Source organism: Burkholderia sp. Ac-20353, assembly GCF_017104785.1.
Classification (GTDB): Bacteria; Pseudomonadota; Gammaproteobacteria; order Burkholderiales; family Burkholderiaceae; genus Burkholderia.
The window spans coordinates 39,805-50,771 of record NZ_JAAGPL010000050.1; the positions used below are offsets into that span (position 1 = coordinate 39,805).

Genomic DNA, 10,967 nt, shown 5'->3' on the forward strand with positions numbered 1-10,967 from the left:
ACATGATCGAACGAACCTTGTTCTCCGAAGAACACGAGATGTTTCGCGATTCCGTGCGGCGATTCATCGACACCGAAATCACGCCCTTTCACTTGCAGTGGGAGCATGATGGCATCGTGCCGCGCAGCATCTGGGAGAAAGCCGGCGCCGCCGGTTTGCTCGGCTGCTCGATTCCGGAGGAGTATGGTGGCGCCGGCGCCGATCATCTCTTCGACTTCATCCTGGTCGAGGAACTCGCGCGTGCGGGCATTACCGGCCCCGGCTTTGCCGTGCACAACGAGATGGTCATGCCGTACATCCTCGCATTCGGCACCGAAGAACAAAAACGCCAATGGCTGCCCAGGATGGTGAAAGGCGAAGTCATCGGCGCGCTGGGTCTCACCGAGCCTCATGCGGGCAGCGACCTGAAGAACATCCGGACCCGGGCCGTGCGTGATGGCGACGACTATGTGATATCCGGCCAGAAAGTCTTCATCTCGAACGGCCAGCTTTGCGACGTGATCGTGCTGGCCACCAAGACCGATCCCACCGCAAAGAGCAACGGCATTTCACTGTTCATCGTCGAATCTTCCCGTGAAGGCTTCAAGCGCGGACGCCGCCTCGAAAAGATCGGCCTGAAGGCTCAGGACACGTCGGAGCTGTTTTTCGAGGACGTCCGGGTGCCGGCTGCCAATCTGCTTGGTCCGGAAAATGGCGGTTTCAAGCTGCTGATGAAGAACCTCGCGCAGGAACGGTTGACGCAGGCCGTACGCTCCGCGGCAGTCATCGAGGCAGTCCTCGAGTGGACTATCGACTATGTCGCCGAGCGGGACATGTTCGATCAGACGCTCGGCGATTTCCAGAATACGCAGTTCAAGCTGGCGGACATCAAGACCGAAGCGACGATCGGCCGCGTTTTTGTCGATCGCTGCCTCGACCTGTTCATGGCCGGGAAGCTCGACAGCAATGATGCCGCGATGGCCAAATTGTGGCTCTCGAACCTGCACGGTCGCGTCGTCGACGATTGCCTGCAATTCTTCGGCGGCTGGGGCTACATGTGGGAATACCCGATTGCCCGCGCATACGCCGACGCGCGCGTCACCCGAATCGCCGGCGGCTCCATCGAGGTGATGAAGCACATTATCGGGCGCAGTCTCTTCGCGGCCCGCAAGCATCGCCCCTGATCATCACACGAGGCAAAAACGGCCATGAAACACGCTCATACGAAACACGGTGACAAAAAAGTCCTGCCTTTGCGCTCACTCATGTTCGTGCCGGGAGACAGCGAACGGAAGCTGATGAAGGCAATTTCGTCTCCGGCCGACGCGCTCATTCTCGACCTCGAAGATGCGGTTGCGCCTTCCCGCACGCATATTGCGCGCGACATGGTGCTCGAGTATCTCAGGTCGCGCACGCCCTCGCAGCGCGATCAGCAACAGGTCTGGGTAAGAATCAACCCGCTCGGCACCCCGGCCGCGATGCGGGATCTCATGGTCGTTGCCGGCGCACCGAACGGCATCGTGCTTCCGAAGGTCCATTCGCCGTCGGATATCGTGCATCTCTCCCACTGTCTCGATGCGCTCGAAGTCCGCGAGGGGGTCTGCGAACGCACCATCGGGATCATTCCCGTCGCGACCGAAACGCCACAGTCGTTGTTCACACTCGGGCGATACGCGGATTGCAGCCCGCGTCTTTTTGGCATGACCTGGGGTGCTGAAGATATCGCGGCCGCGATCGGGGCGAGTACCAATCGGCGTCCGAACGGCGAATACGACACCGTGTACCAGCTGGCGCGTGCGTTGTGCCTGTCAGGCGCGGCCGCGGCAAATGTACAGCCGATCGACACGATGTTCGCCGACTATTCCGACGAAGCCGGGCTGCAGGCGGATGCGCGCGCCGCCAGGCAAGCCGGATTCACCGGCAAGATCGCCATCCATCCGAATCAGGTCGAGATCATCAACGAAGCATTCTCGCCGAGCGATGAGGAAATCGACTGGTCTCAGCGTGTGGTCGACGTATTCAGCAGCAATCCCGGGCTCGGCACGGTCGGCCTCGATGGCAAGATGCTCGACATGCCGCATCTGAAGCGAGCTCAGCACATTCTGTCGATCGTCGATAGTTTGAGAGGACGAACGATGGAGCCGGACCTGCATGACCGTCCCTGACCCACGCTGATCGAACCTGCAACGGGACATCGGCACGATGTCCCGTCGATGTCCCATCGATGTCCCGTTTACCGGCATCGGACCACGGCTATCGGGTGACGTCCCTGGCATCAGGATTCCGGACGACGCGCTCAGACGAGCATGAGTGGATCCGACTCGACGAGCCGCCATATGGCCGGACAATCGATCACCGGATCATGCATGCCTGAACGACCATTCGAACTTCCGGACTCTCGAGCAACCGACATGCTCAACGCGTCGGCGAACTTCTGCAGAGCCTGTAACGATCCCACCACGCTACGCGTCTCTCCGCAGCCCGCGACATCATCGGCGATGACCTGCATCCCGGAGTCGACTGCAATTTTCAGGATGTCCATGTCTCTCCATTTCCCTTCGATTAATTGACTTTTTCACGTTCCGGCACTGCGACATCAACCGTCACGACATTCGGGACTCACACCCGCAAAGCGAAATCCGTCGACTTCGATTCAAGGAAAGGACACATCATCGGCCCTCGTGATGTTGGCGGGAACACGCGCCATGAACCATCGGCGTGGCGAAAGAAGATGATCTCCATAGGCCTTGCCCCTCCTGACGACTGGACAACGACGTATCGCTGCAATGTGTTCGACGTAGCACGACCGTATCGCGTTACGTGAGCAGATGCGGCAAACACAAGCGTCAGCCACTTGTCGATCTGCCAACGCAAAGATCCTTCGTCCGGTTCCATTTCACGCTCCCCTGCCACGGATCACATTCGCGCCGAAGGGGTTATGGCTGTCGTGCGCCTGAGATCGCTCACCTGCCAGTCAATCCGATTCAACAATGTGTCCGTTGACGAAATACTAGTAGTCACGTGACACATTTTCAAGCACCGCGACGATAGGGAAAACACTGCCAAGCACCCGTATAATTGTGCGATTTAAGCCGTTTTTCCTTCCAGAGCTGGTATCTAGGGTGTTTGCCGACTATATTTAATTCGTCTGCTGACCTATTGTTTGTTCGTCAGGCGCCTGCTCCCAAGCTCGACAGGACCTCGGAGCCGGAAGGCGTCAGCTGCGGGGTCAGAGTCCGGGCTTGTGCCCTGTTCGCGCCATTGAGCCCCTTCGAGCGCGACTTGCCGCGCGACCGCCCTGCAACGGGAGAATTGCAACCAATGAAAGAAATGACCATCAGGACTGGGGAAGTCCTGGCCTCGACGGAAAGAGCGCCGGCACGCCGCGGCAACCGAACCACCCGCGTGCCGGCCATTCTCGAAGTGGCAATCAACGTGTTCGCGACGCTAGGAAACACGGGTTTTACGCAGCGCCGCATCGCGAGCGAGGCCGGGATTCAACTCAGGACGTTGCAACACTACTTCAGTACGCGCGAAGAGCTGCTGCGCGCCACCATGGAAGAAATGACACGGCGCTACGTCGAACGGTATGTGGCGATCGCCAGGGACAAGCGTCGTTCCCCCGAGGCCAGTCTCGACGCGCTCGTCGATGAAACGTTCGAAGTACTCACCGCCCCCGGAACGAATGTCAGCGCCTTCGCATTCGAATGCTGGAGCTTGGCAGAGCATGAAACGTTCGCGCGCGATCTCATGGCGAAAGTGACAGGCGAGCTTCAGGAGATGTTCGTCGAACTCGTGGCGAAGATCAGTCCGACATTGACGGTTGTCGAATGCACGCTACGTGGCGCGCAACTGGTTTCGCAGCTGTACGGCCTCGTCGCCTTTATCCGTCGGGCTGGAGACAATTGCCCGGATCTGGTCGCGTTCCGGCAAGTGACGAAGCTCGTATGGAAAGCGCTCGGCAAAGCGCCTCAATAGCCGCAGCCACCGAACCCGGCTCATCCATCCTGCTGGAGTGGGGAACTCTGTCTCCGCGCCATTGCGCAATGCCTCGCGGGATTCGAGTTTCGTTCTGACGACGCACGCTTGATGCCGCACTCCCGGATGATGTATGCTTTAATACGTATGCTTGCATATCATATGCAAGCAACGTTAAATTACCAATAGACGGAGGGGACAATGGCTGAATTGGGTGTACGGCTGCCAACAAGCGCGCGTGCGCAACGACTGCTGATTTGGTGGGGCATCACGTTTGCGGTGATCTTTGCGCTCGCGTGGGGCGTCTTGATCCGGCTATTGCCTCTACCGACGGCGACATGGACACCCACGCAAGTCGCGAACTTCTATCAGACCCACGCGGTTTCCATTCGAATCGGTGCCACGATCTGTGCATGGACCGGTGCGTTCATGGTACCCATCTCGATGGTGGTGTGTGTCCAGATGTCAAAGTGGGAAACGGGCTGGCCGCTCTGGTCCGTCCTTCAGCTAGTCGGCGGCGCCCTCATGTCGATGTTTCTCGTTTTTCCGCCGATCCTTTGGGGTGCGGCCGCGTTTCATCCGGATCGGGCGGCAGATGCGACTGCGCTCATCCACGATCTCGCCAACCTGACTCTGGTCACGACGGATCAGTACTTCATTTTCCAGATGGTCCCGATCGCCTATCTGTCGTTGAAGATGGGGGGGAAACCTGGCGTGACCTTTCCGCGTTGGTTTGGATTTCTGACCATCTGGATAGCCGTCATCTTCGAAGCTGGCGCATTTGCTTTTATTCCGAAGGTCGGCCCCTTCGCGTGGAACGGTCTGTTCGTTTTCTGGTTCCCGTTGGTCAGCTTCGGTCTCTGGGTATCTGTCATGTGTGCATTGTGCCTTCAGGCGATCACGCGACAGGAGCGCCAGCATGGTTAATGCGAGCGCCGGCCCGGAACGCAACGGGCAATTTGACATCCCGGAATCACCCGGCGCCGAGGCAGCGCGAATTCCGGGCGAACCCGGTGTCTGGCTGCTGATTTTCGGCGATCTGTGCGTATTCGCCGTCTTCTTTCTGCACTTCGTGTCGGCTCGATCCGACGCGCCCGGCGAGTTCGCAGCGGCCCATACGCTCCTCGACCGACGGGTCGGCTTGCTTGGCAGCTTGCTGCTCCTGACCAGCAGTCTGTTCGTGGCGTTGGGCGTCCACCGGCTACGCCATCAGAAGAGTGCGCGTCGTCAATTCAGCATCGCGATTGCATTTGGCGCGGGATTTGTCGTTTGCAAGCTTGTCGAGTACGGCACGAAGATCCATCTCGGCATCACACCGGTGACAAACGATTTTTTTATGTACTACTTCGCATTCACCGGCATCCATCTCGTGCACGTGCTGTTGGGGCTCGGAATCCTGTTGCTCATGCGCATGGCGGCGCAACCGCCCGCTTCGACGCAACGCCTGCTTCTGATCGAGAGTGGCGGCCTGTTCTGGCATCTGGTCGACCTGCTCTGGATCGTGCTCTTCGCGCTGTTCTATTTGCTGGGAGGCTAGCGTGGACAAGACGGAACGACGGTTGGTGATCTGGTGGGCCGTGCTCGTTTTGGCCACTTTGGCGTCCTGGGAGACCGGGCATGCGGGGGCGATGTTTTCGACAGCCCCGTCGATCATTATCGTGGGACTGGCCTTTGCCAAGGCCGCAGCGGTGATGATGCAGTACATGGACGCGCGCACCGCTCCGTGGCCATTGAAAATCGGCCTCGGCGCCTGGATCGTGGGCGTTGGCATCGCAGTCGCCGTGCTCTGGCTCTCCGGCAGCCAAGAGCCATTTGAAAAATAATCTGAAGGAAACGCACATGCGTACAATCATGATTACGGGCGCGGGAAGTGGCATGGGACAGGAGTTGGCCCGCCGCGCGCTCGCGCGCGGAGATCGCGTAATCGCAACCGTCCGGAACCATCGCGACGCAAGCGAGCTGGGCGAACATCACGACAAGCTGATTGTCGTCGAGATGAACGTCGGGTCCAGTTCCTCCGTCGAAGCGGCATTCATCCAGGTTGACCGCGAACTCGCCGGCAAGCCACTCGATCTCATCATGCATTGCGCGGCGATCGCCCCGTCAGGTGCGCTCGAAGTCGAAGGCGTCGAGCTGCTCGAGCAGACCCTGAACGTGAATGCTGTCGGCGTAGCCCGTATTCTCCGCCACGCTCTTCCACGCCTGCGCGGGCACCGCGGCCGAATTCTTCTCTTTTCGTCACTGTGGGGCAAAGTCGCCGGCCCGATGCTTTCGGCTTATTGCGCGTCCAAGCACGCAATCGAAGCGATCACGGATTCCGTCCGGCGCGAAATCGAAGGGCAGGATATCGACATCGTTCTGATCGAGCCTGGCGTCGTACGTACGAATATGGTATCGGGCTCGGTAAGCGGCTCCCGCGCCGGATCCGAGCAATTGCCCGCCTCCTTCCGTTCGCTGTACGGCTCGATCTACGAGCGTTACGCGCGCCTGATCGAACGGGAGTCTACTGGAGGGCTGAGTGTCGACCAGGCCGCCGCCCTCATCGAACGCGCCGCTTTCACTGCAGCGCCGCGCACACGGTACTCGGTCGGCCGGGACGCCGTCCTCGTGAAGGCACTTGCCCGGTTGCTTCCGGACAAAGCGCTTGATGCCGTGTTTCGAAAAATGTTGAATCGCTGCTAAATACGGCGACTGGCCGCCAAGGCTCCGGCTCAGAGCTTGTATCCCTATCCAATCGAGTGGTTGCTACACCATGTGCGCCGGGCCATCCGTCCGGCACACGTGGCGGCACTCAGGGTGAACCCTGATGCACCGCGGCGCATTCGGGGGCAGAATCGCGTACCCGGAATCGGTATCGAATCGGACTCAGGATACAGTCATGCCGCGCAATGCGCTGTTGAAACCGAAGCAGACACGCGCAGCCGACGATCGGTTGGCGAGCGCCATACAGCCCGCCGCACTGCCCGCCATGCTGCGCGAGAAACGCTTCTCACCGTCCAAGCTCGCGGTCCTGCTCGAGGTCGCGTCTGAACTCGGACTCGACCGCGACGCGATACTTGAAGGGACCGGCCTCGATACGGCCGCCGTCGCCGATCCGTTCACGCTGACGTCGTCGCAGCAGTTCCTGACGGCCGCGCACAATGCGATCCGCGCCTACGGCGGCTCCGATCTCGGGGTGCGGGTCGGGCACCGGCTGCATGCGTCGAGCTACGGGATGTATGGCTACGCGATGCTGTGCTCGGAGTCGATGGCCCACGCATTCGAGTCGGCCGTCAAGTATCACCAGATCGCGAACCGCATGCTCGAGATCCGCTGGGTCGCGCAGGGCGACATGGTGTCGTGGCTGTTCCCCGACCGGGACACGGCGCCGCTGCCCTGTCTCGACGAGCCGTTGTACCGCTTCCTGATCGACATGCAGTTCGCGCTGCACGTGACGATCATCAAGGACGTGATGGGCGCGTGGTGCGTGCCGGCGCGTGCGCAGTTCACGCAGCCGGAGCCGCCGCATGCGGCGCTGCTGTCCGACGCGCTCGAATGCCCGCTGGCGTTCGATCAGCCGCGCAACCTGCTCAGCTACCCGGCCGCGTGGATGTCGCGCGCGCCGCAGCTCGCGAACCCGATGACCGCTGCGCAGGTGTCGTCGCATTGCGCGAACCTGCTCGACGAACTGCGCACGCAGTCGGGCATCACACGCCGCGTCTATCAGGAGCTCACGCGCACGCCAGGACAGTTTCCGGACATCGACGCGATCGCGCAGACCCTGTGCATCACCGCGCGCACGCTGCGCCGCAAGCTCGAGGCCGAAGGCACGTCGTACAGCGAACTGCTGACGAGCGTGCGCAAGGCGCTGGCGATCGATTACCTGAGCACGACCTCGCTCAGCACCGAGGACATCGCGGCGACGCTCGGGTTCAGCGATGCGGTCGGTTTCCGGCATGCGTTCAAACGCTGGACCGGCAAGACGCCAAGCGACGTGCGACGCAATGGGGGCGCGTGAGCGGCGCGGCCGACGTCTCAGTGCGCCGCCCCCGAACGGTTCGCCGCGTCGCCCGCGCCATTCGCAACCGGCAACGCAAACTCGAACACGGCCCCGCGCCCCGCGCGGTCGATTAGCCGGATCGCGCTGCCGTGCAGCAGCAGCATCCGGTGCACGATCAACAGCCCGAGCCCGCCGCTCAACGCCGCGCCACCCGCGCCGCCCGCGCTGATCGGCCGCTGAGGCCGCTGGAACAGCCCTTCGCGCCGCTCCGGCGGAATCCCCGCGCCGCTATCCGAGACCGTCACCACGACCTTGCCGTCGCGCGATTCGAGCGCGATCTCGATCTCGCCATGTTCGGGCGTGTGACGCAGCGCGTTGTCGAGCAGGTTGGTCAGCACGCGCTCGATCATCCCGAGATCCGCCGACACGTTCGGTACGCGCGCCGGGATCCGCGCGCGCAGCGCGACATCGCGCGCCTTCGCGGCCAGTTCGAACTTCTGGAACACGTCCTGCACGAGATCGACGAGCGAGAAGTCTTCCGGCGCGGGCTGCACGCCGCCCGATTCGAGCCGCGCGAGTTCGAACAGCGCCTGCGCGAGCCGGCCGACCTTCGCGCTCTGCGCGAGCGCGATCGACAGGTAGCGCCGGCGCTCGATGTCGTCGAGCGTGCCGGCCTTCAGCGTCAGCGTCTCCAGATAGCCGTGCAGCGACGTCAGCGGCGTGCGCAGGTCGTGCGAGATGTTCGTGATCAGCTCGCGCCGCTGCTGGTCCTGCCGGCTCAGCGCGCGCCATTGCTCGCCGATCCGGTCGGCCATCTGCGCGAACGCCGATTCGAGCACGACGATATCGTCGCCGCGCCGGCCGGGCGGCGAGCGCGGCACGGGCGGCTGCGTGTCGGGTTCGCCGTCGGCGTCGAAGCGACGCATCGCATCGGTCAGCCGGCGCAGCGGCCGCGTGATGAAGCTGAACGCGGTCAGGCCTGCGAGCAGGCCGAGCAGCGCGACGAGCGCCATCGACCACAGCGTCGTGCGCAGCACATTGCCGGCGTCGAACCGCGCCGCGAGCTTGTCGTGCGCCTCGCCGAGCAGCACCACGTAGATGTAGCCCACCGGCGCCTGTCCCGCGCGGCGCAGCGGCGCCACGCTGAAGATCTTGCGCGCGTTCGGGCTGCGCGGGTCGTCGCCGAGAATCGGCAGCGGCTCGCCCGCGAGGAAGCGCTGCACCGGCGCGAGATCGACGCGGTCGCGCTTCACGTGCCCGGGCGGCGCATCGTCGCCCTTGATCCGCCCCGCGTTGTCGAGCAGGTACACCTCGACGCTCGGGTTCACGCCCATCAGCTGCCCGAACAGCGTGCGCACGGCGTCCGGGCGCAGGCCGTTCGCGTCCATCAGCGGCGTGATGTTCGCGATGTGCGCGGCGAGATCGCGCGACAGGCCCTGCACGACTTCCATTTCGCGCATGTCGTTCGCACGGATCTGCAGCCACGCCGACGCGCCCGAGCACGCGAGCAGCAGCACCGAGAACACGAGCGACAGCCGCTGGGTGAGCGTCAGCTTCATGGTGCGTCCCGCTGTCCCGGCGCGGCCAGCTTGTAGCCGCGGCCCCATACGGTCAGGATGCGCACGGGCTCGGCCGGATCGGCCTCGATCTTCGCGCGCAGCCGGTTGATGTGCGTGTTGACGGTGTGCTCGTAGCCTTCGTGCTGGTAACCCCATACGGCGTTCAGCAGGTCCATCCGCGAGAACACCTTCCCCGGATGCCGCGCGAAGAAATACAGCAGGTCGAACTCGCGCGGCGTCAGGTCGATGCGCACGCCGTCGACGCTCGCCTCGCGCGCGATCGGGTCGATCGACAGCCCCGCGACGTCGAGCGTGCCGGCATCGATCCGCGAATCCCGCGCGAGCGCGTCGACGCGGCGCAGCAGCGCCTTGACCCGCGCGACTAGTTCGAGCACCGAGAACGGCTTTGCCAGATAGTCGTCGGCGCCCAGTTCGAGGCCGAGGATCCGGTGCACCTCGCTCGATCGCGCGCTGGTGATGATGATCGGCGTATAGCGCTGCATCCCGCGCGCGCGCCGGCAGATCTCGAGGCCGTCGACGCCCGGCAGCATCAGGTCGAGGATCAGCGCGTCCCAGTTGCCCTGCTCGAGCAGCCGCAGGCCCTCGGCGCCGTCCGCGCTGTGCACGACCTCGTAGCGCTCGTCGCGCAGGTGCAGGCTCAGCACGTCGGCAATGTCGGCGTCGTCCTCGACGATCAGGATGCGTTTCGGGTGGTCCATGGCGGATTGGCGGCGCCGCATGCGGCGCATCGGGGTCAGGGTGGAAAGCGGCGGCATGCCGCCCTGCCCCCATTGTGCAAAATTTTGCAGCGGGGAGTGATCACAATTATTTTATCTTTGGCTGGCGAGCGTGCCTGGAGCCTGCGGGCTTCAAAGCGGCAGGCTCGTCGAACGCTTGATCTCCTTCAGGGAGAACCCCGTGTACATCTCCTTGATGTTGCCGAGCGTTCGGATTCGGTGCATCGCGAGCTGATGGAACGACTCCATGTCCCGAACGACCACCTGAAGCAAGTAGTCGTACTTGCCGGATACGTTGTGGCATGCCACCACGTTCGGCAGTGCCATCACGCCCGCCTCGAACGCGTGCATGGCTTTCTCGGAGTGACTGTCGAGCATGATGTTGATGAAGGCAAACAGTCCGAGCCCCAGCTCCTGCTGATTCAGGGTCGCGTGATAGCCCTGAATGACCTGCTTTTCCAGCCGCTTGAGCCGCTTCCAGCAAGCGGGCGCTGACAAGCCGATCTTCTCTGCAATTTCGGCGTTGTTGACATCCTTCTCCCCCTCTCGCTGACGCTCGCCGGCCCAAGGCCGGGAAGGGGGAGAATTCCTACTGCGCTACGTGATGTTCTACGTAGTCGCGTCGAATTAGAAAGGACTTTCCCGATCCCGTGGCATGCGGATATGCCACGATGGTTGGTGCTGGCAACCCATCTGAGAAGGGGAAAGTCATGGACAAGATTACTCGTATCGGCG

The 10,967-nt window shown here is 62.5% G+C and carries 13 protein-coding genes and 1 pseudogene; 8 read left to right on the forward strand and 6 right to left on the reverse strand.

Translation table 11 applies throughout. The features are described from left to right. Positions 1-2 precede the first annotated feature (2 nt). Both G3N94_RS16770 and G3N94_RS16775 read left to right on the forward strand, forming a co-directional pair. Positions 3-1,163, forward strand: coding sequence for an acyl-CoA dehydrogenase family protein (locus tag G3N94_RS16770; RefSeq protein WP_205793651.1), 1,161 nt, complete (start codon positions 3-5; stop codon positions 1,161-1,163). An 81-nt stretch (positions 1,164-1,244) separates the two neighbouring features. Continuing rightward, positions 1,245-2,144 (forward strand): CoA ester lyase, encoded by a 900-nt coding sequence (locus G3N94_RS16775; protein WP_277398548.1) that lies wholly within the window; start codon positions 1,245-1,247, stop codon positions 2,142-2,144. A gap of 131 nt (positions 2,145-2,275) precedes the next feature. Here G3N94_RS16775 and G3N94_RS16780 read toward each other — a convergent pair whose 3' ends face one another. Then, positions 2,276-2,521: a hypothetical protein gene (locus G3N94_RS16780; protein WP_205793655.1), complete on the reverse strand. Its 246-nt coding sequence runs from the start codon at positions 2,519-2,521 to the stop codon at positions 2,276-2,278. 77 nt (positions 2,522-2,598) lie between these two features. Then, entirely contained in the window at positions 2,599-2,874 is a 276-nt protein-coding gene (locus G3N94_RS16785; RefSeq protein ID WP_205793657.1) for a hypothetical protein, read from the reverse strand. Between the two features lie 426 nt (positions 2,875-3,300). Between G3N94_RS16785 and G3N94_RS16790 the strand changes: the two genes are divergently transcribed. The 6 genes from G3N94_RS16790 to G3N94_RS16815 all read left to right on the forward strand — a co-directional run bounded on the left by G3N94_RS16790 (position 3,301) and on the right by G3N94_RS16815 (position 7,954). Then, on the forward strand, positions 3,301-3,957 hold the full coding sequence (locus tag G3N94_RS16790; protein ID WP_205793659.1) for a TetR/AcrR family transcriptional regulator: 657 nt from the start codon (positions 3,301-3,303) through the stop codon (positions 3,955-3,957). A 201-nt stretch (positions 3,958-4,158) separates the two neighbouring features. Then, on the forward strand, positions 4,159-4,884 hold the full coding sequence (locus G3N94_RS16795; protein WP_205793666.1) for a hypothetical protein: 726 nt from the start codon (positions 4,159-4,161) through the stop codon (positions 4,882-4,884). Continuing rightward, entirely contained in the window at positions 4,877-5,494 is a 618-nt protein-coding gene (locus G3N94_RS16800; RefSeq protein ID WP_205793668.1) for a cytochrome c oxidase subunit 3, read from the forward strand. The genes G3N94_RS16795 and G3N94_RS16800 overlap by 8 nt, the downstream gene beginning before the upstream one ends. A 1-nt stretch (position 5,495) precedes the next feature. Next, positions 5,496-5,780 (forward strand): cytochrome C oxidase subunit IV family protein, encoded by a 285-nt coding sequence (locus G3N94_RS16805; RefSeq protein ID WP_205793670.1) that lies wholly within the window; start codon positions 5,496-5,498, stop codon positions 5,778-5,780. A gap of 16 nt (positions 5,781-5,796) precedes the next feature. Then, positions 5,797-6,639, forward strand: coding sequence for an SDR family NAD(P)-dependent oxidoreductase (locus G3N94_RS16810; protein ID WP_205793672.1), 843 nt, complete (start codon positions 5,797-5,799; stop codon positions 6,637-6,639). Positions 6,640-6,835: 196 nt separating this feature from the next. Further along, positions 6,836-7,954 carry an AraC family transcriptional regulator gene (locus G3N94_RS16815; protein ID WP_205793674.1) on the forward strand — a complete coding sequence of 373 codons (1,119 nt, stop codon included), beginning with the start codon at positions 6,836-6,838 and terminating at the stop codon, positions 7,952-7,954. A gap of 17 nt (positions 7,955-7,971) precedes the next feature. On the opposite strand, the gene G3N94_RS16820 is transcribed toward G3N94_RS16815, so the two are convergent. From G3N94_RS16820 to G3N94_RS42990, 4 genes and pseudogenes are all read right to left on the reverse strand, one after another. Further along, positions 7,972-9,495 (reverse strand): HAMP domain-containing sensor histidine kinase, encoded by a 1,524-nt coding sequence (locus G3N94_RS16820; RefSeq protein ID WP_205793676.1) that lies wholly within the window; start codon positions 9,493-9,495, stop codon positions 7,972-7,974. Then, entirely contained in the window at positions 9,492-10,214 is a 723-nt protein-coding gene (locus G3N94_RS16825) for a response regulator transcription factor (protein ID WP_205793678.1), read from the reverse strand. Before G3N94_RS16825 ends, G3N94_RS16820 begins: the two co-directional genes overlap by 4 nt. A gap of 150 nt (positions 10,215-10,364) precedes the next feature. After that, positions 10,365-10,610, reverse strand: coding sequence for an Lrp/AsnC ligand binding domain-containing protein (locus tag G3N94_RS16830; RefSeq protein ID WP_277398550.1), 246 nt, complete (start codon positions 10,608-10,610; stop codon positions 10,365-10,367). A gap of 87 nt (positions 10,611-10,697) precedes the next feature. After that, positions 10,698-10,751, reverse strand: a pseudogene (locus G3N94_RS42990) (AsnC family protein); the annotation flags it as partial. Positions 10,752-10,967: the final 216 nt, after the last annotated feature.

Bases quoted from the DNA above. Each gene is read 5' to 3' on its own strand.
- G3N94_RS16770 (WP_205793651.1), top strand. From the start codon at position 3: ATGATCGAACGAACCTTGTTCTCCGAAGAACACGAGATGTTTCGCGAT.
- G3N94_RS16775 (WP_277398548.1), top strand. From the start codon at position 1,245: ATGTTCGTGCCGGGAGACAGCGAACGGAAGCTGATGAAGGCAATTTCG.
- G3N94_RS16780 (WP_205793655.1), bottom strand. From the start codon at position 2,521: ATGGACATCCTGAAAATTGCAGTCGACTCCGGGATGCAGGTCATCGCC.
- G3N94_RS16785 (WP_205793657.1), bottom strand. From the start codon at position 2,874: ATGGAACCGGACGAAGGATCTTTGCGTTGGCAGATCGACAAGTGGCTG.
- G3N94_RS16790 (WP_205793659.1), top strand. From the start codon at position 3,301: ATGAAAGAAATGACCATCAGGACTGGGGAAGTCCTGGCCTCGACGGAA.
- G3N94_RS16795 (WP_205793666.1), top strand. From the start codon at position 4,159: ATGGCTGAATTGGGTGTACGGCTGCCAACAAGCGCGCGTGCGCAACGA.
- G3N94_RS16800 (WP_205793668.1), top strand. From the start codon at position 4,877: ATGGTTAATGCGAGCGCCGGCCCGGAACGCAACGGGCAATTTGACATC.
- G3N94_RS16810 (WP_205793672.1), top strand. From the start codon at position 5,797: ATGCGTACAATCATGATTACGGGCGCGGGAAGTGGCATGGGACAGGAG.
- G3N94_RS16815 (WP_205793674.1), top strand. From the start codon at position 6,836: ATGCCGCGCAATGCGCTGTTGAAACCGAAGCAGACACGCGCAGCCGAC.
- G3N94_RS16820 (WP_205793676.1), bottom strand. From the start codon at position 9,495: ATGAAGCTGACGCTCACCCAGCGGCTGTCGCTCGTGTTCTCGGTGCTG.
- G3N94_RS16825 (WP_205793678.1), bottom strand. From the start codon at position 10,214: ATGGACCACCCGAAACGCATCCTGATCGTCGAGGACGACGCCGACATT.
- G3N94_RS16830 (WP_277398550.1), bottom strand. From the start codon at position 10,610: ATGCTCGACAGTCACTCCGAGAAAGCCATGCACGCGTTCGAGGCGGGC.